The sequence below is a fragment of the Rhodococcus sp. OK302 genome, from assembly GCF_002245895.1.
Taxonomy (GTDB): Bacteria; Actinomycetota; Actinomycetes; order Mycobacteriales; family Mycobacteriaceae; genus Rhodococcus_F.
This window is the reverse complement of sequence record NZ_NPJZ01000001.1, coordinates 5178912-5200335: the sequence shown is the minus strand read 5'-3', so window position 1 is coordinate 5200335 and position 21424 is coordinate 5178912. Positions and strand designations below refer to the sequence as shown.

Genomic DNA, 21424 nt, shown 5'->3' with positions numbered 1-21424 from the left:
TCCACTGGCGTCTCCGACGCTGTGTCGTAGGTGGATTGTCATCGGCGATATGCGAGGTCCTACCCTTGAGCTATGGCTACACCCGACCTTGCACCGACTGATTCCCCTCCGCAAAGCAGCGTCCGCGCTTCTTCGACCGCCATTTTTGTGGTCTGTGGGCTGATCGCCGGGCTGGTCGCAGCCATCGTCGTGGGGCTTTCCGCGGCGCAGGCACTGACTTTGCTCGGCATTCCTGATCCCGGTGCGATCACGACGTACGGACTGCCCGCAGTCCGCGCAATCGGAGAAGTTGCCGCTGTCATCGCGATCGGGTCACTGCTGCTGGCAGCGTTCTTCGTGCCGCCGCAGAAATCGGGTGTGCTGGACGTCGACGGTTATCGGGCGGTTCGGACGGCGTCGGCTGCCGCGATCGTGTGGGCGGCCTGTTCGTTGGTCATGATTCCGATGACCTTGTCGGATTCGTCGGGTCAGCCGTTCTCCGAAGCAATCAAACCGGAGAACCTGTGGTCGGGACTCTCGCTGATCGAGACGGCCGGGGCCTGGCGCTGGACAGCCGTCATCGCTGTAGTTCTCGCGATCCTGGCGCGTTTGACCCTGCGCTGGTGGTGGACGCCGCTGCTGCTGGTCGTGGGCCTGCTAGGCCTGATGCCGCTGGCCCTCACCGGTCACTCGTCCTCGGGTGGATCGCACGACATCGCGACTAACAGCCTGATCCTTCACCTCGTCGCGGCCTCGCTGTGGGCTGGTGGATTGTTTGCGCTCCTCGCGCACGCTCGCCGCAGTGGCGAGTACACGGACGTAGCTGCTCGACGCTTTTCGACCGTCGCAACCATCTGCTTTGTCGTCATGGGATTCAGTGGCGTCATCAACGCAATTGTTCGTCTCCCACTCGACGACTTGTTCACGACGACCTACGGGCAGTTGATCGTCGCGAAGATAGTCGCGCTGATCATTCTGGGTGGTTTCGGTTGGGCTCAGCGTTCGCGCTCGTTGCCGGCGCTCGCCGAGAACCCGCAATCTCGTTCGGCCCTGATCCGTTTTGCCGGCGGCGAGGCCATCATCTTTGCCGCAACCATCGGCCTGGCGATCGGACTGGGTCGCACGCCGCCGCCACCGCCGTCGAGTATCCCCACGATTCCCGAGGTCGAACTCGGTTACAACCTGCCCGATCCGCCGTCGTTCATGGCTTTCGTGACGGAATGGCGCTTCGATCTCATGTTCGGCACGGCGGCAATCGTGGCTGCCGTGCTCTACGTGATCGGTCTGCGCAAGCTCTCCAAGCGTGGCGATGCCTGGCCCGTCGGCCGGACCATCGCCTGGATGAGCGGTTGCGCGGTGCTGCTGATTGCCACGTCCTCGGGCGTCGGCAAGTATGCGACTGCTGTGTTCAGCGTTCATATGGGCGGACACATGGCGCTGTCGATGTTGGCTCCGGTTCTGCTTGTTCTGGGCGCGCCCATCACGCTGGCGTTGCGTGCACTCGACCCCGCCGGAAAAGACGGAGTTCCGGGTATCCGTGAATGGATCTTGATCGCGCTTCACAGCCCGTTCTCGCGGTTCATCACCCACCCGATCGTTGCTGCGGTTCTCTTTGTCGGCGGTTTCTACGTCCTGTACCTCGGCGGTATCTACGGCGCGACAGTCGATTCACACAGCGCGCATCTGCTGATGAATCTGCACTTCATCCTCAGCGGTTATCTCTTCTACTGGGTGGCCATCGGTATCGATCCGTCGCCGCGCCAACTCCAACCGGTGACCAAGCTGGCCATGGTGTTCGGCTCGCTGCCGTTCCATGCGTTCTTCGGCATCGCCTTGATGAGCACCACGACGATCATGGGCGGAGAGTTCTTCCGCTCACTGGGCCTGGGCTGGAACAACGATCTACTCGGCGATCAGCAGTTGGGCGGCAGTATCGCCTGGGCGACGGGTGAGATCCCGCTGATGGTGGTCATGCTTGCGCTCCTGGTGCAGTGGTCGCGCAGTGACCGCAAAACTGCCGTTCGGACAGACCGTGCGGCGGAACGCGATCACGACGCCGATCTGGCCGCTCACAACGCGATGTTCGCCGAACTGGCGCGACGCGACCGCGATGGTTGGCCGGCACGCGAGAAGTCGGAAGAATCCTCGTCAGCGGACTAAGCAGCGATCAATAAATCGGGTCAGTGCAGTGCCGGTATTTCCGTGGCCTCGAACACCACGTCGGTTCGGCTGATCTCGATGTTGCAGGCGTTGCAGGTGTACCGGGGGAGCAGGAGGTGATCTCCGGCTCGGTGAAAGAACTCGAGCCCGGACAGTCCGTCCGGGGATAGTTGGTCTTTGGCCCACTCGTTGAGTGCCGCGAAAACCGGAAAGAAGTCCAGGCTCTTGGGCGTCGTACGGTATTCCTGCCGGCGGGCGCCGTCTGTGACAGGCACCCGCGCCAGCATTCCGTTCTCGACGAAGACAGTGAGGCGGTCAGCGAGGGTGACCGGGGAGATCGAGCCGAGCGCTTCCTGGAAGTCGCTGAATCTGCGGATGCCCTGCAAGGCCGCAGACAAGATGAAGGTGGACCAACGGTCGGCGAGAACACTTGTCGAGTCCATGTTGGCTGCCACGTCGTTGGCGGAGGATCGGCGGGATCGGCGATCGCTGACATCGAGAAGCAATCTGTCGTCGACCTCGGTGTAGACATCGCGGGCTGAGACGCCGATCGCATGGCATTCTCCGCAGCCGAATACGGGTGCAATCAGGTGCCCGCAAGCGAGATGCCGGAGGGCGGTATCGGATCTGCGGCTTTCTCGGGGTGCCCACGCTCGGTCCCAAGTCCAGAGCGCAACAAACGTCTGCCAGAGTTGCTCGCCGGATTCGGTGAGCACGTATTCGTTTCGCGGCGGTGAGGTCGAGTACTGACGTGCTTCGAGAATGCCGTCGGCAGTCAGTCGGGTGAGCCGTTGTGACAGGACCGCATCTGAGATCTGCAAGTCGTCACCCAGTTGCCGGAAGCGTCGCGCGCCGCCCAACGTGTGGCGAATGATCTGCAGGCTCCATTTGTCGCCGGCGATCAGGAGCGCGTGCCCCAAGGCGGACGACGCGGGGCGCGGCGCGTTCGCAGGGGTATGCGGCTTCGTGGACATGGACTTCATCATTGCAAACCTCCGTACTCGCGTTCGACCGGCTCGCCGCGTTCGCCGACGTCAGAATCACTCTTGTAAACGAAGTGATGACGTAATTCTCGCGCAGCGGAGGGCGTTCCGCATCGGCGAATTCATCTGTAGATAGGCGCTAGAAGTCGGCTAACGGTATGTCGGGCGACATCGTCGAGTCACTATGGGTCTTGTAGTAATCAATTCAAGGCGCTAATCTACGGGACAAGCGATTGTGATGTCGGCAACCGTGTTCCCAGCTCCTTGTCCAGATTCTGCGGACGATTCCCGAGAAGGAAGTGCACAGCGATGAGACTGCATCCTCAAACGACGGTGGATGAGTACACCCGGGCCGGCTTGTGGGGGCAGGACACGTGGGACGTGCTGCTGGCAAAGAACGTCGCAGCGCAACCCGATGCCATTTCCATCGTCGACCCGGCAAATCGGGACGCCATCACTGACGGTCCGCCGAGAGAACTCACCTGGGCGGAGCTTTCAGACCTCGTAGATCGACTCGCGGTCACGCTGCTCGATGCAGGAATCGGTATTGACGACGTTGTGGGCGTGCAGTTGCCCAACTCGGTCGAGCTCTCGGCGGCGCTGCTTGCGATCACCAGTATCGGCGCCATCGCCTCGCCTCTGCCTGTCCAGTACCGCGAGTACGAGCTCGAACAGCTGGCCGAGCTCGCGAAGTTCCGTGCATTCGTGACGGTCAGTCGCGTTGGCAGTCACCGGCTGGTCGACTCGGCTGTGACAGTCAAGAGCAGTGTCCCCGGCCTTACGACGGTGTTTGCATTCGGCGACAACCTTCCGGCCGGCGCCGTGGACATGGGAGCAGCATCGGCAGAGGTCACTGATTTCAGCGCTCTGCGCGAGCACCGCGCCACATTCACCGCCGATCCGAACGACTGCGTCACGATCTGCTGGACATCGGGTACGGAGTCGACGCCCAAGGCGGTTCCGCGGTGCCCCAACGACTGGTACGGGTCCGCCATGGGGAGCGTATCTGCCGCTGCTCTCACGCGAGATGACGTGCTGCTCAACCCATTCCCGATGGTCAACATGGCCGGAATTGCCGGCATGTTCCTACCCTGGCTCATGACCGGTGCGACGCTGGTGCAGCATCATCCGTTCGATGCGCCTACCTTCTTCGGCCAGCTGATGCAGCGCAAAGTCACGTACACCGTCGCACCGCCCGCGCTACTGACCCGAGCACTCGCCAGCGACGCTGCGTCCGCCGGTGTTTTCGACAGCGTCCGCGTCATCGGCTCAGGTTCGGCTCCGTTGTCTCCCCACATGATCGGGGAGTACAAAGAACGTTTCGATATCGAGATCAACAACTGCTTCGGCTCCAACGAGGGCACGTGTCTTGTCGGTGACCAGGTGACCGTGCCCGAGCTTGGCCGTCGCGCCGTCTACTTCCCGCGGTTCGGTTCGCCCGACCACACGTGGGACAACACAGCGTCGCTCGGGATGGACAATCGACTGGTCGATCTCGCGACAGAAGAAGAGATTACGACTGCGGGTGTGCCGGGAGAATTACGCATCAAGGGGCCCCAGGTTTTTTCGGGATACCTTGCGGGAACGGCATCGTCGAGCCCCTTCGACAAGCATGGCTACTTCGCGACCGGCGACATTTTCCAGTACGTCGCTGACGAGACAGGCGACCTGCGGTACCTCCAGTACGTCGACCGCGCCAAAGACCTGATCGTGCGCGGCGGAATGAACATCTCACCCGCTGAACTCGAGTCCATGCTGGCCGGACATCCGGCGGTGGCAGAAGCCGCCATGATCGGGATTCCCGATACGGAAATGGGCGAGCGCGTCGCAGCGGTGATCGTGGCTTCCGGCGACGTCGATCCCACACTCGAAGACATCCTGAGTTTCCTTCGCGCACAGAATATTGCAGCCTACAAACTGCCCGAATCCTTGACCGTGCTCGACGAATTGCCGAGAAATCCTGTCGGGAAGGTCGCCAAGCGCGACCTTCGAACGATGGTCGTTGCAGTTTCGTCGAGTGCGTCCAAGAGTTAAGGAGAGTGTCAGATGACTGACCCCGTATACGTCCTGGGCGGAGCCCAGACCGATTTTGCTCGCAACTGGACCAAAGAAGGCCTCGGTCTCTTCGACATGTTCGCGGAGATCCTTCCAGCCACACTGGCCGACGCCGGAGTGGCCCCATATGAGGTGGAAGTCATCCACGTGGGAAACCTTGCCGGAGAACTATTTTCCGGCCAGGCGCAGCTCGGTGGAATGGTCGTCGCAGCCGAGCCCGGACTGGACGGCGTGCCGAGCACCCGCCACGAGGCGGCATGCGCGTCGGGCGGTACAGCGATTCTGGCGGCCTGCGCCGACATCCAGGCCGGACGCTACGACGTGGCACTGGTGGTCGGTGTCGAACTGATGCGCAATGTTTCGGCGCAGACAGCGGCCGAACACCTGGGTTCTGCGGCCTGGGCCGGCCGTGAGGCAGTCGACGCAACCTTCCCGTGGCCGGCTCTCTTTGCCGAGATCGCTACCGAGTACGACCGGCGCTACGGACTGGATCATGTCGAGTTGGGTCGGTTTGCCGAAATCGCATTTGGTAACGGCGCCACCAATAATCTTGCTCAGACGCGTGATTGGGATTTCCCAGAAGGCTCGTTCGACGAAAATGACGACATCAATCCGGTCGTGGAAGGCCTGCTTCGTAAGACTGACTGCGGCCGGATCACCGACGGGGCAGCGGGAGTCATCCTTGCCGGGCCCAAGTTTGCTCAGGCATGGGCTGAGCGCAATGGCCGCACACTCGAGGACGAAGCGAACATTGCAGGCTTCGGGCATCGCACTGCAACGCTGCTGCTCGCAGACAAACTGGAGCAGAGCGCTGACGCCGATTACATGTTCCCGCATCTGCGCGGTGCGGTAGAAGACGCCTACCGGCGCGCCGGTATCGCGGGCGTGGAGGACCTCGACGTGGCAGAAATTCACGACTGCTTCACCATCAATGGACTGGTCACGCTCGAACATATCGGAGTGGCGGCTCCAGGCAAGGGCGGTCAAGCCGTCACACAAGCAGTGATAGGCCGCAATGGCAGCTTGCCCGTCAATCCCGGCGGCGGCCTTCTCGCGAACGGGCATCCCGTGGGGGCAACTGGAGTGCGGATGGTTCTCGACGCTGCAAAACAGGTGACCGGGCGGGCCGGTGATCACCAGATCGACGGTGCGCGTACTGCTTTGACGGTCAATATCGGTGGATCGTTCACCACCGCCGTGTCTACCGTGGTGACGCGAGGTATCCGATGACTAGCGGCCGCGAAGCCTATGTCCTCGGTTCTCTCCGAACTCCGCGCGGGAAGTCCTCGGCATCGGGCGGACTAGCCGGTACAACTCCACTGCAGCTGGTGGAGCAGTTGTTGAACGGTTTGGTGACGAGGCTGGGTCTCGACCCGAATGTGGTCGACGAATTTGTCTTGGGTTCAGCCACTCAGGTCGGACCGCAGGGCGGAAACATCGCTCGCACCGCGATTCTCACTTCTGGTTGGCCTCAACATATTCCAGGATTGATGGTCAACCGTTTCTGTGCATCCGGCATCGACGCCGTATCGCTCGCTTCGGCACTGGTGCGCTCGGGCCAGGCCGACCTCGTGATTGCGGGCGGAGTTGAATCCTCCTCGTCTGTACCGATGTTCGCCGACAAGGGTCCGCTGTGGGCTGATAGCGACGTCATCGAATCCATCGGCAGCGTTCACATGGGTATCGCCGCTGACATTGCCGCGACTGAAGGCGGCTACGAACGCGAAGAACTCGACGCCTACGGGCTACGGACGCAGCATCGCGCTGCCTCCGCGTGGGCCGACGGGTTTTTCGATTCGACCGTCATGCCCGTTCTCGACGGTGCGGGCGCGGTGGCGCTGGATCACGACGAGCACGTGCGAGGCTCGGTCACCGCCGAGCAGATGGCAGATCTCCCACCGGCATTCGCCGAGCTAGGTGCATCGGGTCAGGACGCTTTGGCGCTGCGACACCTTCCCGAACTGGGGGAGATTCGGCACCTCCACACGCGCGGCACATCGCCGTCCGTCGCTGATGCCGCCGCGATGGTGGTCATCGGAACGGTCGAGGCTGCGCAGCGAGCCGGACTGACACCGCAGGCGCGAGTGGTCAGTGCGGCAAGTTCGGGATCGGACCCCGTTCGCATGCTGCACGCGGGGCAGCACGCAATTGAACGGGTACTGGAACGGACGGGTCATACGCCCGATGATCTCGACGTAGTCGAGTTCGCTGAGGCATTCTCCGCGCTGTGCCTCAAGATTCAGCGTGACATGCGCTTCGACGACGAGCAGTTCAATGTCAACGGCGGAACCATCGCAATGGGCCATGCTTTCGGAGCGACGGGTGCCATCCTCGTCGGCCAGGCCACGGAGCAACTAGGCCGGTCCGGAGGTCGCTACGGTGTCGCGGCGGTCAGCGGCGCGGCCGGACTGGGATCGGCAGTACTACTCGAGAGGGTCCGATGAACACGCGCTTGGAAGTCTCACTCGGATTGTGGCAGGACCGCCCCGCCGAGGAGGCACTTCAGACAGCAGCCCTGGCCGACGAGTTGGGATTCCCGGCACTCTGGATCGGCGAGATGGCCACCTACGACGCGTGCGCACTCGGCATGGCGGTGGCGGCGCGTACCGAGCGAATCAGCCTGACCCTGGGGCCTTTTGCTGTCGCCGTGCGAGATCCGATGATGATCGCGATGGGCGTGGCATCTGTCGCGTCGCTGTCCGGACGGACTGTAGACGTGGCGTTGGGGACATCGAGTCAGGTTGTGGTGGAGGAGTGGCACGGTCGATCACGGGCTCGCTCGGCGCGCGCTCTCTCGGAATCGGCTCAGGCCCTGCGTCCGTTGCTTGACGGTGAAAAGTCTTCCCTGGACGGCGAAGTGGTTCGAAGTCGCGGTTACCACTTGCGGCTACCCGCGCCGAAATCGAGTTTGACGGTGGCCGCATTCGGGCCCTCGGCTATTCGAACTGCAGCGCGATACGCGGATCGGATGGTTCTCAATCTGGTGAGCGTCGAAACTGCGCGAGCGTTGATCACGGACCTGCGTCGAGAGGCCGCAGCACTGGACCGGCCGTGCCCGAGGGTTGCCGTGTGGTTGTCTGCCGCGGTGGATATGGGCAAGCCCGCGATCGACCAGATTCGACGTGCTGTCGTGGGGTACCTGGCTGCGCCGGGCTATTCGGAGATGTTCGAGCGCGCAGGGTTCGGCGACGTGGTGGCCTATGCCCGCACCCGTCCGCATCCACGAGATCTTCTCGCCCGAGTTCCTGACGAGCTTGTCGCGGCAGTCGGTGTGATCGGCGACAGAGATCAGGCACGCGCGCGCGTCGAGGCGTATATCGACGCCGGGGTGGACGACATCGTGTTTCTGCCGTCGGCCACCGACGCAGACCCTGCGGGCGAGCGAACATTGCGCAGTCTCGCCGGTCTATTTCCGAACAACCTTGCCTAGTTACAACTTTCATACTTTCTGTTGATCGAAGGAGTGCCAGCTATGGACATCGAAGTTCTGGGCCGCGTTCTGTCCACGATTCCGGACGACGACGATCACCCGTACCGCACTGGTCCGTGGCGTCCGCAAACCACCGAGTGGTCGGCAACCGACCTCGTGGTGGAAGGCGAGATTCCCGCAGATTTGGACGGGGTCTATCTACGTAACACCGAGAACCCGGTCCATCCGTCGTTGGGCAACTACCATCCCTTCGACGGTGACGGAATGGTTCATGTTGTCGGTTTTCGTGACGGAAAGGTGTTCTACCGCAATCGGTTTGTCAAGACTGATGGATTTTTGGCAGAGCAGGAATCCGGTGGACCACTCTGGACCGGTATCGTGGGCAATCCGAACAAGTCGATTCGCGAGGACGGTTGGGGTGCGCGCGGTCGTCTGAAGGATTCCTCCAGCACCGATGTCGCTTTGCATGCCGGGGTCGCACTCACCAGCTTTTACCAGTGCGGAGACCTCTACAAGCTCAACCCCACTACTTTGGAAACGCTGGGCAAGGCTGACTGGAACGGCCAATTCCCTTCCGACGTCGGAGTATCGGCTCACCCCAAGATCGACACCCGCACCGGCGAGATGCTGTTCTTCAATTACGGCAAAGACGAACCGTATATGCACTACGGAGTCGTCGATGCGCAGGAACAGTTGGTGCACTACATCGACATTCCGCTACCCGGGCCTCGGCTACCGCACGACATGGCGTTCACTGAGAATTACGCAATTCTCAATGATTGCCCGTTGTTCTGGATCCCGGAGGCGCTCGCCGAAGGTAAGCATGCCACCCGCTTCTATCCCGACATTCCCTTGCGGATCGCGGTAGTGCCCAGGCGTGGAAACACCGCTGACATCAAGTGGTTCGAGGCAGACCCGACATTTGTGCTGCACTTCGTCAACGCCTACGAAGAAGGTGAGGAGATTGTTCTCGACGGCTTCTACGAGGAGAATCCCGAGCCGGCCGACGACGGCGTCGGTTCCGCATATCAACGTGCTTTCCGCTTCCTGTCGCAGGAGCGGATGGGAACACGTCTGCATCGCTGGCGACTGAACATGCGAACGGGAACGACTCGGGAAGAGCACCTTTCGGATCTCGTAACCGAATTCGGCATGATCAATGCCAACCATGGAGGTATCAAGCATCGGTACACCTATGCGGCACAGGCGGTTCCGGGCTGGTTCCTGTTCAGTGGACTGGTCAAGCACGACACTCTGACCGGCAAAGAAGAGACGTATTCCTTCGGGGAAGGCGTCTACGGCAGTGAAACCGCGATGGCGCCGCGCATCGGTTCGACGTGCGAAGACGACGGCTACCTGATCACCATCATCTCCGATATGAACAAGGACATTTCGGAATGCCTGGTATTTGACGCACAACGACTGAGTGACGGTCCGATTGCTCGAATCAAACTTCCCGAACGAGTCTCGAGCGGAACACATTCGACGTGGGCGCCGGGTTCCGACCTGCCCGAGTGGAATACCGCTGACACGATGGAAGATGCACTCGGACTGTAGGTCAATGAGCTTCTAGCATCGAGTACCGACACTGCCCGGGCCACGAGGCCCGGGCAGTGCTGTTTCTCCACAGGGGTCATGTTCATCCACAGACGGAAATCGATTCCGCACAATCCCCGATTCCCGATTCAGACTCGAAGGGGCCGACGATCGATCGGCATGTGTTCAGCGATTCGAGGGGATCAAATCATGTACGAGACATCTGTAGTCGTCGTAGGCACAGTCATCACCAACCCGGTGAAACGACAGACCACCAATGGTGAAGAGGTGCTGAGCTTTCGGATGGCGAGCAACGCGCGTCGCAAAGACACGACGACGGGCGAATGGACCGACGGCGCGACGCTCTATCTGACGGTCACGTGCTGGCGACGATTGGTCACCGGCGTCGGCGCATCCATCATGAAGGGTGATCCGGTCATGGCCGCGGGGGAACTGCGCACCAACGAGTACACGACCAAAGAAGGTATTCCCCGCTCCGATCTGGAGATGCGGGCCACCGCAGTGGGGCCTGACCTGGCGCGGTGCATTGCGAAGATCGAGCGGCACAGCAAGCCGGTGTCGACCGACGAGTTCGTACCGTCGGAGGAGTCGGTGGACATCAGCGACACTGTCGATATCAGCGACACCGTCGCTGCATGAACTAACTCAGGCTCCGAGTTTTCGAGCAGTCGCGGGCGCGACCCTGGTCGTGACCCGCGTCTACTCGCTCGAGTAATTGGTGCAGAACACTTTGCTCGGAATCATCGAGGTCGTCGAAGACATCGGCGGATTCGCGCCGCTGGGCTTCGGTGATTTCCGCCGCGAGGGTGGCGCCCGAGTCTGTGAGTTCGAGGAGTACTGCGCGACGATCACCCGGATCGGGCATGCGCGTGACCCAGCCTGCGGCCTCCAGCGAATCGACGACGTCTGTTGCGGACCGGGGGACGATGCGTAGTCGTTCGGCGAGGAACCCCAAACGCACGGGTTCGCCGGCGCGTGCAAGTACCCGAATCGCGCGGCCTTGGGATGGGGACAGGCCGAACGGTTCCAATGCGGCGATCTGGCGTCGGCGAATGGTTCGGGCTACGGACATCACTACGTCGGTGAGTTCGCGCTCTCGGGAATGCATGCGGTCAGTCTAGCGTTGTTGGTGTCAGCCTCATAGTGAGGTAACCTCATCAATATGAAGTGTGGGTGAGAAGCGCCTCCAGGAGGTAAACGTGAGACCAGATCACATCAGAGATTTTGACAAGCCCGCCGTCGAGTTTGCTCCGGCGGATCCCGTATCACCGCGACGCGTGCTCGAATTGTTCAGGCCGTACCGGAAACAGATCGCGATCGTCACAGCAGTGATCACTCTCAGCGCGATCGTCGCGTTGGGTAGTCCGCTGCTTCTCCGCGAAATGTTGGACAAAGCTATTCCGGACAAGAACCTCGGACTTGTCAGTTTCCTGGCGATCGGCATGATCGCCATCGCGATCATCACCAGTTGCCTCGGCGTGGCGCAAACCTGGATGTCCAACAGCATCGGCCAGAAACTGATGCATCAATTGCGTGTGCGGGTGTACTCGCATCTACAGAATCAGTCCCTCGGATTTTTTGCCCGGACAAGGACCGGCGAAGTGCAGTCACGCATCGCGAACGACATCGGCGGCATGCAATCCGTTGTCACCAATACCGCAACATCGATCGCTCAGAACGCAACGACAGTTGCCGCAACCATCGTCGCGTTGTTCCTGCTCGATTGGCGTCTGGCGATTTTCTCGCTCGCGATCCTGCCCGTCTTTATCCGCATTGCTCGCAAGATCGGCAACGAGCGTCGCAAGATTTCGGGTACCCGGCAGAAGTTGCTCAGCGACCTGTCCGTTCAGGTGGAGGAATCCCTGTCGGTCAGCGGCATCTTGCTCGGTAAGACTACCGGCGCGAAGTCGGCGCTCACTGATCGCTTTACCGAGCGTTCCGCCGAAGTTGCCGACGTCGAATTGCGCGCGATGATGGCCGGAAAATGGCGCATGGCGACCATGTCGATCACCTTTGCCGCTATGCCCGCATTGGTCTATTGGTTTGCCGGATTCACGCTCGACCACGGCAACACGATCACCGTCGGCACGCTGGTTGCCTTCACGACTTTGCAGACTCAGTTGTTCCGGCCGACCATGATGCTCCTCAACACCGGCGTCGAAGTGCAGAGTTCCATGGCTTTGTTCAGTCGGGTGTTCGAGTACCTGGACCTACCGATCGACATTGCCGATCCGGAGGAGTCGAAGGAATTCGACCGGGCAGCGATGACTGGCGAACTGCGATTCGACCACGTCGACTTCTCGTACCCCGGAACCGACTCCAAGACGTTGAACAACATCGACCTGAGCGTCCCCGCCGGCGGAACGCTCGCGCTCGTCGGGTCGACGGGATCGGGCAAGACCACCCTCGGATATCTCGCCGCGCGGCTGTACGACCCGACGGCTGGGTCCGTGACGATCGACGGCGTCGATCTCCGTGACCTCGATCTGTCCACGGTCTCCGACCTGATCGGAGTCGTATCGCAGGAGACGTACCTGTTTCACACGACGATTCGCGAGAATCTACGATTCGCGAAACCTGATGCCACTGACGAGGAGATCGAGCAGGCTGCACGCATCGCCCAGATCCACGAGTTCATCGTCGGTCTGGACGAGGGTTACGACACCATGGTCGGTGAGCGTGGCTATCGGTTCTCGGGCGGCGAGAAGCAACGTATCGCCATTGCGCGGACAGTATTGCGAAACCCGCCGATCCTCGTTCTCGACGAGGCGACCAGCGCGCTGGACAATCGCACCGAGCGTGCACTGCAGGACGCCTTGGATGAACTCATGGTTGGACGGACCACTCTTGTTGTAGCGCACAGGCTTTCGACAGTAAGGGATGCAGATCTGATTGCCGTGCTCGATCAGGGCGTGGTGGTGGAGAAGGGCACCCACGACGAGTTGGTCGAACAAGGTGGACGGTATGCACAGCTCCTCGCGGCTACCGGCAATGACGCCACGGAACTACCGTCCGAACTTCAGAGCGTGTGAACCTCCACGCGCAATGTGGGTAATGCGACAAACGCCGATAGGCTGACGGTCATGGCTGAGTTTATTTATACGATGAAGAAGGTGCGCAAGGCGCACGGTGACAAGGTCATCCTCGATGACGTCACGATGAGTTTTTACCCCGGCGCGAAGATCGGTGTCGTCGGACCCAACGGCGCTGGTAAGTCCAGCATCCTCAAGATCATGGCCGGACTGGACCAGCCGGGCAACGGTGAGGCATTCATCGCTCCCGGCGCAACGGTCGGCATCCTCATGCAGGAGCCGCAGCTCGACGAGACCAAGACTGTTCGCGAGAACGTCGAAGAGGGCCTCGGCGAGACCATGGTTCAGCTCAAGCGATACAACGAGATCGCCGAGCTCATGGCTACGGATTACTCCGACGAGCTGATGGAAGAGATGGGCGAGCTTCAGGAGAAGCTCGACCATGCCAACGCTTGGGAGATCGATTCCCAGCTCGAACAGGCAATGGACGCGCTGCGTTGCCCGCCGCCCGAGGACATGGTCACACACCTCTCCGGTGGTGAGAAGCGTCGTGTCGCACTGTGCAAGTTGCTGCTGAGCAAGCCTGATCTGCTGCTCCTCGATGAGCCCACTAACCACCTCGACGCCGAGTCGGTTCTGTGGCTCGAGCAGCATCTCGCTGCATACCCCGGCGCTATCCTCGCCGTCACTCACGATCGTTACTTCCTCGATCACGTGGCGCAGTGGATCTGTGAGGTCGACCGCGGTCGCCTCTACCCGTACGAGGGCAACTACTCCACGTACCTGGAGCAGAAGGCCGCTCGCCTCGAGGTGTCCGGCAAGAAGGACCAGAAGCTGCAGAAGCGCCTCAAGGACGAACTCGCGTGGGTTCGTTCCGGTGCCAAGGCCCGTCAGGCCAAGAGCAAGGCTCGTCTCGATCGCTACGAAGAGATGGCCATCGAGGCGGAGAAGACCCGCAAGCTCGACTTCGACGAGATCCAGATTCCGGCACCGCCGCGTCTGGGCGACGTTGTCGTCGAGGTCAAGAACCTCGACAAGGGCTTCGACGGCCGCGTCCTGATCAAGGACCTCTCGTTCACGCTTCCGCGTAACGGCATCGTCGGCGTCATCGGCCCCAACGGTGTTGGTAAGACGACGCTGTTCAAGACCATCGTCGGTCTCGAAGAGCCGGATTCGGGTGAGGTCAAGATCGGCCAGACGGTCAAGCTGAGCTACGTCGACCAGAACCGCAGCGGCATCGACCCGAAGAAGACGGTCTGGGAGACCGTGTCCGACGGACTCGACTTCATCGTCGTCGGCCAGACCGAATTCCCGTCGCGCGCCTACATCAGCTCGTTCGGATTCAAGGGTCACGATCAGCAGAAGCCGGCCGGCGTTCTCTCCGGTGGTGAGCGCAACCGTCTGAACCTGGCGATGACGCTCAAGCAGGGCGGCAACCTGATCCTGCTCGATGAGCCGACTAACGACCTCGACGTCGAAACCCTCGGTTCGCTGGAGAACGCTCTCGAAGAGTTCCCGGGCTGCGCCGTCGTGATCTCGCACGATCGCTGGTTCCTGGACCGCACGTGTACCCACATCCTGGCGTGGGAAGGCGGCTTCGGCGACAACGAAGCTGCTTGGTACTGGTACGAAGGCAACTTCGAAGGCTACGAGGCCAACAAGGTCGAGCGACTCGGCGCCGACGCCGCGCGTCCGCACCGCGTCACGCACCGCAAGCTCACCCGGGACTGACCTGTGGCAGACGCATTCAGTTGCGAGGTCCAGGTTCGGTGGGGTGATTCCGACCGCCTGGGCCATGTCAACAACACCAAGTACGCCGAGTACATGCAGGAAGCTCGAATCCAGTTTCTGGAGTCGAAGCTTGCTGTTCACGGTGGGCGGCCGGGATACGTCGTCGTTCGAAAGATGACTATCGAATTCCTCAAGCCGGTGACGGATTCTTCCGGTCCGTTGCAGATCGACGTCGTCACGACGCATGTCGGCACGTCGTCGTTCACGGTCCGTCACATCATCCGCGACAACACGGGTGCCGAGTGTGCCTTCGGTGACGCGCTGATGGTCGGATTCGACAAGGTGACCGAAAAGTCCAGATCCCTTGCCGAGAGTGAACGTTCGGTTCTCGAAGCTGCGCTCGTTTCGGTGAATGAACCGCAAGATTTCGTCTCGTAGTTCGCCCTAGATGGTGGTCGCCGCGGCTAGTCTCGAGTCAGAGATTGGCCGCGGTGATCAGAACCCACGGTGGTCAAGGCCTCCAGGGATCTAGACCTACAGGGATGTGAGTCAAGAATGACGGACCGACAAGAGACCTCCTCGAGCCTCGACGAAGCGACGCTACTGGCGCGGCTTCGCGAGGCTTTTTTCACACATATCGACGAGGGCGACAGCGACGATGTGATCAATGGCCGAACTGATCGAGTCTTGCTGGCGCATCTTGCACTCGGGCGTCACCGGACGCCGGGAACCGCGGTGTGGCGTGTTTACCGCCCGGGGGGACCGGAAGGTCTCGGAGCTTCCGTGCAGATCGTCACCGACGACATGTCGCTGCTCGTCGAGTCCGTCACGGCGATGCTCAATCGACTCGGTGTGGGAATCAGTCAGTTCGCGCATCCGATCCTGACCGTGGAACGTGACAATTCTGGCAATCTGGTTTCCTTGGACGGCAACGGAATTCAGGAATCCTGGATGCACGTTCAGTTGGATTCCGAAGTCGACGAATCAGCTCTCGACGCGATCGATGCGCATCTGGGCAAAGTGCTCGCAGATGTCCGTCAGGTCGTAGGCGACACTCCGGCAATGACTGCGCTCGAGTTGAGCATCGCTGATGAACTCGAGAAATCGGCATCCACGGCGTCGGGGAGAATTTCACCCGAAGAGTTCTCCGATACCGCGCGGTTGCTCCGCTGGATGGCCGACGGCAACTATGCGGTGCTGGGATACCGCCGATTCGAGGGCACATCCGACGGTTCACGTACCGTCGAGGGCAGTGCTCTGGGAGTGCTCCGCACCGATGTCGTCACCGAGGGGCCGATGAGTTTGCCGCCCGTTGCGGATCTCCCGGACCGCCCGCTGCTGGTTCTCACTCAAGGCTCGTTCCCCGCCACAGTTCACCGCGCCGTTTACCCCTACTTCGTCGGCGTCTCCATCCTCGACGACGACGGAAACATAGTGGGGGAGCACAGGTTTCTCGGAGTGTTCACGGTGGTGGCGGTCCACGAGAACGTACTTGCGATTCCGCTGATCGAGCGACGTGTGCGTGAAGTGATCAAACGGGCCGGTGTGGACCTCAATTCGTATTCCGGCCAGGCGATGCTCGAAGTGATCCAATCGTTCCCGCGTACCGAGTTGTTCTCGAGTGACACACAAACCTTGTTCGAGACCGTCCATGCTGTCCACAGCATCGGACTGCGTCGGCAGGTCCGGTTGTTCGTACGCGAAGACACGTTCGGACGCTTTGTCTCGTGCTTGGTGTATCTGCCGCGAGACCGCTATACGACGCGTGTACGCCTGGCGATGCAGCACACACTGTGGCGTGAATTCGGTCCGGGCACTCTCGATTACACAGCCCGAGTTACCGAGAATGATTTGGCATTGCTTCACGTGACGATCCGCCGCGATCCGGGCAGTGAGCCGGTTCATCTGGATGTGTCCGAGGAGAATCGTGAGCGGGTCCAGGGATTACTGACCGAGGTCAGTCGCAGCTGGGATGACCGTATCACCGACCTTGTGCGCGACGCGTCGAGTGCGGAACTTGAACTTGTGCAGCGGTATTCGCGAGTTCTACCGGACGGCTACAAAGAAGATTTCGAACCTTCACGGGCGCTGTCCGACATCGCTCGACTCGAAGCACTGGCACCCGGAGCGATTGACGTATTGCTTTATCGGGCTGAGGATTCCGATCCCGGTCAGTGGCGGTTCACGCTCTTTGTCGGCGGCGGTGGCATCTCGCTCAGTCAGGTGCTCCCGGTGTTGCAGTCGCTCGGGGTCGAGGTGCTCGACGAAAGGCCGCACGTAGTGCAGCGCCTCGACGGAGTGCAGTGCTGGATCTACGACTTCGGTTTGTCCGTGCCGGCGGATCTACGGGCGTCCGTGGAAATCGATCTCGATACGCAGGTCCCTTTGGAGACCAGCACAGTTCCGCTGACCGAGGTGCAGAAGCGTTTCACCGCTGCCTTCGGCGCCGTGTGGTTCGGACGCGCCGAGGCCGACCGTTTCAACGAATTGGTGCTGCGTGCCGGAATGTCCTGGCGGCAGGCAGTTGTGCTGCGCGCTTATGCAAAGTACTTGCGGCAGGCTACCTTTCCCTACAGTCAATTCCATATCGAGGGAATTGCCCTCACGCACCCGAAGACAGCCTGTGCGTTGGTGGAATTGTTCGAGGCAATGTTCGATCCGCAGTTGTGCGATGAAGAACGCGTTGCCGAGTTGGAGGCGCAGTTGCGGGCGTCCATCGACGAGGTGCTCAGTCTGGATGCCGACCGCATTCTGCGCGGCATGTTCTCGCTGGTGAAAGCGACGCTGCGCACCAATTTCTACGTCATCGACGAGGACGGGCGCTCGCGTGACTATTTGTCGATCAAGCTCGATCCCTCCCGGATCAGTGAACTACCCAAGCCCAGACCGGCTTTCGAGATCTATGTGTACTCACCGAAAGTCGAAGGAGTGCATCTTCGGTTCGGTGCGGTCGCACGCGGCGGTTTGAGGTGGTCGGACAGACGTGAAGATTTCCGCACCGAGGTGCTCGGCTTGGTGAAGGCCCAGGCCGTCAAAAACGCCGTCATCGTTCCGGTAGGTGCCAAGGGTGGGTTCGTCGTGAAGAATCCGCCGTTGCCGACCGGTGATCCGGTGGTAGACCGCACGGCAACATTGGAGTCCGGCAAGGCGTGCTACCGCACCTTCATCTCGGGGCTTCTCGACATCACCGACAACGTCGATCCCGATACGGGCGCAGTTGTCACCCCGGAGCGAGTGGTGCGCAAGGACGACGAGGATCGTTACCTGGTCGTCGCCGCAGACAAGGGGACTGCGTCGTTCTCCGACCTGGCGAATTCTGTTGCAGCGCAGTATGATTTCTGGCTCGGTGACGCCTTTGCCTCCGGTGGATCAGTGGGATACGACCACAAGGGAATGGGCATCACGGCGCGCGGCGCGTGGGAAAGTGTCAAGCGTCATTTCCGCGAGATCGGCGTCGATACGCAGTCCGAGGATTTCACCACCGTCGGTGTGGGCGACATGAGCGGCGACGTGTTCGGCAACGGCATGTTGCTCAGCCGTCACATCCGACTTGTCGGCGCTTTTGATCATCGGCATATCTTCCTCGATCCCAACCCTGATGCATCGCGGTCGTTTGTCGAGCGCGGGCGACTGTTCGAACTACCCCGATCGTCATGGGCTGACTACGACGCCAGTGTGATCAGTGAAGGCGGCGGAGTGTGGGATCGGACCGTCAAGTCCGTTCCGATCGCCGAAAGTGTGCGTGTTGCCCTCGGATTGGACGAAGGTGTCACCAAACTGTCACCCCCCGAACTGATGCGGGCAATCCTGTCCGCGCCGGTGGAGCTGCTGTGGAACGGCGGAATTGGTACGTACATCAAGGCGGCCGGCGAAACCAACGCCCAGGTCGGTGACAAGAGCAACGATGCGGTACGCGTCGACGGTCAGGATCTACGGGTCAAGGTAGTCGGCGAAGGCGGTAACCTCGGAGTGACCGCGCTGGGGCGCATCGAGTTCAGTGCCGGCGGTGGCCACATCAACACCGACGCCATCGACAACTCTGCCGGTGTGGACTGCTCCGACCACGAGGTCAACATCAAGATCCTTCTCGACACTCTGGTTCGTTCCGGATCATTGCCCGTCGTCGAGCGGAACCCGTTGTTGGTCTTGATGACCGACGATGTTGCAAGACTTGTTCTGGCCGACAACATCGCTCAGAATGCGCTTCTCGGAATATCGCGCGTAAGTGCGCCGCAGATGCTCGCTGTCCACCGCCGACAGCTGACCGATCTGGGTAAGACTCGCGGGCTCGATCGTAAGCTCGAGGCGCTGCCGACGGACACGGAGATCGAGCGTCGGCTGGAGGCCGGATCCGGTTTGACGTCACCGGAATTGGCGACCCTCACAGCGCATGTGAAACTCTCGCTCAAGGACGATCTGCTGGCCACCGAACTGCCGGACAACGAATATTTTGCGCAACAGATTCCCGGGTATTTCCCGTCGGCGGTGAGTGAGCGTTTTGCTTCGGAAATCAAGGACCACCCGCTGCGACGGCAGATCGTGGCGACAATGCTCGTCAACGAGGTCATCGACAACGGCGGCATCACTTACGCGTACCGGTTGGCGGAGGAGACCGGCGCCAGCAGCACCGACTCGATCCGGGCGTACGCGGCCGTCCGTGAGGTATTTGCTCTCGATGACGTGTGGGCGCGGATCCGGTCGGCTGGACTCACGGCCGATCTCGAGAACGATCTGATCATCGAATCGTGCCGACTGCTCGATCGGGCATCGCGGTGGTTCCTCGCGAGTCGTCCACAGCCGATTGCCGTGGGGGCCGAAGTGTCGCGCTATTCCGCGGCCTACCGATCGGCCGCCCCCCTTGTTCCCGGCTTGCTCGGCGGACATCAGTTGACGGATCTGCTGGCCCGATCCCAATCGGTTATCGATCGCGGTGCCCCGGAAGACCTGGCGCTCGAAGTCTTCCGGTTACTGGACGTGTACTGCCTCCTCGACATCGCGGACATCGCCGATATCGCCGAGCACGATATCGCGGAAGTTGCGCAACTGTATTACGCGCTCGACGCGCATCTCGGAATCGACTGGCTGCTCACCGCTGTGTCCGGACTCGAACGGGGCGACCGCTGGCATTCCCTCGCGCGGTTGGCGTTGCGCGACGATCTCTACAGCTCGCTGCGGCAACTCACGATGGAAGTGCTGTCCGGCGGTGAACCCGGGGAATCACCTCGGGAAAAGATCGACGAATGGGAATCGACCAACGCGTCGAGGCTCAGTCGGGCGAGGGCCGCTCTCGGTGAGATCTTCGAGTCTGGGACGCTTGACCTGGCGACGCTCTCGGTGGCGGCGCGGCAGGTTCGTAGCATGGTGCGCAGCATGGGCACCCGATCGGAGGTAGGACGTTGAGCAAAGGATTTCACGCCGACGTAGTGGTTCGGTGGTCCGATATGGATGCCTTCCAGCACATCAACCATGCCCGCATGGTGACGCTGCTGGAGGAGGCTCGAATTCCTTGGCTGTTTCAAGACGGCTGCCCCACAGTCACATTGCGCGACGGTGCCGTGATTGCGGATTTGCACGTGCGGTACCGAGGTCAACTGCGGCATGAGGATTCACCGCTCGACATCCTGATGTGGGTGGAAAAGATACGGGCAGTGGACTTCACGATTGCCTACGAGGTGCGGCCCAAGGGAGCCGGTCTCGACGTGGCGCCGTCGATTGTCGCGTCGACCCAGATCGCGGCATTCGATATCGATACTCAACGTCTGCGTCGACTCAGCGGACCTGAGCGGGAGTACTTGGAGAGCTGGCAGCGTGCATGAACGAATGCTGACCGTGCCCGATGAAGCCGAGCGTAAGAACTTGGCCGGTTTCATCGGGCACGCGCTCCGGTTGGACGAATCTGCGGTGATCCGGATGCGCCGACGCGGCCCGGATCACGTGAGTGTGTGGGCGGCAACAGGTTTTGACGCATTGGCAACCCGCACCGTGGTGGGCACGATCAACCCGGATGACACCTCGGCGGCGGGGGACCATTTGCTGGCCGCACTCAAGGAATCGACCGACGAGTTCATCGATCCCGGTTTTGCGATGGATTCCGCCTGGCGCGGGGCCTTGCCTCCCGCAGACGGTTACGAGCATCTCGATGATGTTCCCGCTCGCGTGTTGATCGAATTGGCCCAGCGTGGAAATGCTTTGGCGCAGGAGCACGGCAGCAATCAGGGGCCGCCGGCGTCGTTGCTGGATCAGGACGTGCTCGAGGTCAGCGGTCCGTCGGGCACGGTCGGAATCTCGATGCGCGTCATATTCGCTTTGACGGCAATGGGATTCATCCCACACACGGGCTCCGACGCGATGACGGCCGATATCGACCTCGCGCTCATCGACGCGTCGGAGTTGGTGCGTGTGCGGGCCGGTAAATCTTGGATTCGACTCGATGCACGGTTCGGTTCCATCTATCGGCACCGCGGTGGGTCCATTCCGCTGATGGTGGCCCGATAGCC

The 21424-nt window shown here is 61.2% G+C and carries 15 protein-coding genes; 13 read left to right on the top strand and 2 right to left on the bottom strand.

From position 1 onward, the window contains the following. Nucleotides 1-72 precede the first annotated feature (72 nt). Nucleotides 73-2139 carry a cytochrome c oxidase assembly protein gene (locus BDB13_RS23850; protein ID WP_094273989.1) on the top strand — a complete coding sequence of 689 codons (2067 nt, stop codon included), beginning with the start codon at nt 73-75 and terminating at the stop codon, nt 2137-2139. Between the two features lie 20 nt (nt 2140-2159). On the opposite strand, the gene BDB13_RS23845 is transcribed toward BDB13_RS23850, so the two are convergent. Next, entirely contained in the window at nt 2160-3125 is a 966-nt protein-coding gene (locus BDB13_RS23845) for a winged helix-turn-helix transcriptional regulator (RefSeq protein WP_094273988.1), read from the bottom strand. A 306-nt stretch (nt 3126-3431) separates the two neighbouring features. On the opposite strand from BDB13_RS23845, the gene BDB13_RS23840 reads away from it, so the two are divergent. From BDB13_RS23840 to ssb, 6 genes are all read left to right on the top strand, one after another. Next, nucleotides 3432-5156 (top strand): class I adenylate-forming enzyme family protein, encoded by a 1725-nt coding sequence (locus tag BDB13_RS23840; protein WP_094273987.1) that lies wholly within the window; start codon nt 3432-3434, stop codon nt 5154-5156. 12 nt (nt 5157-5168) lie between these two features. Continuing rightward, nucleotides 5169-6407, top strand: coding sequence for an acetyl-CoA acetyltransferase (locus BDB13_RS23835; RefSeq protein ID WP_094273986.1), 1239 nt, complete (start codon nt 5169-5171; stop codon nt 6405-6407). Beyond that, complete coding sequence (locus BDB13_RS23830; RefSeq protein ID WP_094273985.1) at nt 6404-7621, top strand: acetyl-CoA C-acyltransferase; 1218 nt, start codon at nt 6404-6406, stop codon at nt 7619-7621. The genes BDB13_RS23835 and BDB13_RS23830 overlap by 4 nt, the downstream gene beginning before the upstream one ends. Then, a complete protein-coding gene (locus BDB13_RS23825; RefSeq protein ID WP_094273984.1) occupies nt 7618-8607 on the top strand; it encodes an LLM class F420-dependent oxidoreductase in 990 nt (329 codons plus the stop codon). The genes BDB13_RS23830 and BDB13_RS23825 overlap by 4 nt, the downstream gene beginning before the upstream one ends. A 42-nt stretch (nt 8608-8649) precedes the next feature. Then, entirely contained in the window at nt 8650-10164 is a 1515-nt protein-coding gene (locus BDB13_RS23820; protein WP_094273983.1) for a carotenoid oxygenase family protein, read from the top strand. A gap of 189 nt (nt 10165-10353) precedes the next feature. Then, a complete protein-coding gene (gene ssb, locus BDB13_RS23815) occupies nt 10354-10803 on the top strand; it encodes a single-stranded DNA-binding protein (protein WP_094273982.1) in 450 nt (149 codons plus the stop codon). A gap of 1 nt (nt 10804) precedes the next feature. Here the strand turns inward: ssb and BDB13_RS23810 are convergent, their stop codons facing one another. Then, nucleotides 10805-11272, bottom strand: a complete 468-nt coding sequence (locus BDB13_RS23810) for a MarR family winged helix-turn-helix transcriptional regulator (protein WP_094273981.1) — start codon at nt 11270-11272, stop codon at nt 10805-10807. Between the two features lie 91 nt (nt 11273-11363). Between BDB13_RS23810 and BDB13_RS23805 the strand changes: the two genes are divergently transcribed. From BDB13_RS23805 to BDB13_RS23780, 6 genes are all read left to right on the top strand, one after another. Next, nucleotides 11364-13196 carry an ABC transporter ATP-binding protein gene (locus BDB13_RS23805; RefSeq protein WP_176459658.1) on the top strand — a complete coding sequence of 611 codons (1833 nt, stop codon included), beginning with the start codon at nt 11364-11366 and terminating at the stop codon, nt 13194-13196. A 51-nt stretch (nt 13197-13247) separates the two neighbouring features. Next, the gene (gene ettA, locus BDB13_RS23800) at nt 13248-14927 is read left to right on the top strand and encodes an energy-dependent translational throttle protein EttA (RefSeq protein ID WP_094273980.1); all 1680 of its coding nucleotides are present in this window, start codon (nt 13248-13250) and stop codon (nt 14925-14927) included. Nucleotides 14928-14930: 3 nt separating this feature from the next. Further along, nucleotides 14931-15365 carry an acyl-CoA thioesterase gene (locus BDB13_RS23795; protein ID WP_094273979.1) on the top strand — a complete coding sequence of 145 codons (435 nt, stop codon included), beginning with the start codon at nt 14931-14933 and terminating at the stop codon, nt 15363-15365. Nucleotides 15366-15482: 117 nt separating this feature from the next. Then, a complete protein-coding gene (locus BDB13_RS23790) occupies nt 15483-20327 on the top strand; it encodes an NAD-glutamate dehydrogenase (protein WP_094273978.1) in 4845 nt (1614 codons plus the stop codon). Further along, nucleotides 20324-20743 carry an acyl-CoA thioesterase gene (locus tag BDB13_RS23785; protein ID WP_254922936.1) on the top strand — a complete coding sequence of 140 codons (420 nt, stop codon included), beginning with the start codon at nt 20324-20326 and terminating at the stop codon, nt 20741-20743. The genes BDB13_RS23790 and BDB13_RS23785 overlap by 4 nt, the downstream gene beginning before the upstream one ends. Beyond that, nucleotides 20736-21422 (top strand): hypothetical protein, encoded by a 687-nt coding sequence (locus BDB13_RS23780; protein ID WP_094273976.1) that lies wholly within the window; start codon nt 20736-20738, stop codon nt 21420-21422. Before BDB13_RS23785 ends, BDB13_RS23780 begins: the two co-directional genes overlap by 8 nt. Nucleotides 21423-21424 lie beyond the last annotated feature (2 nt).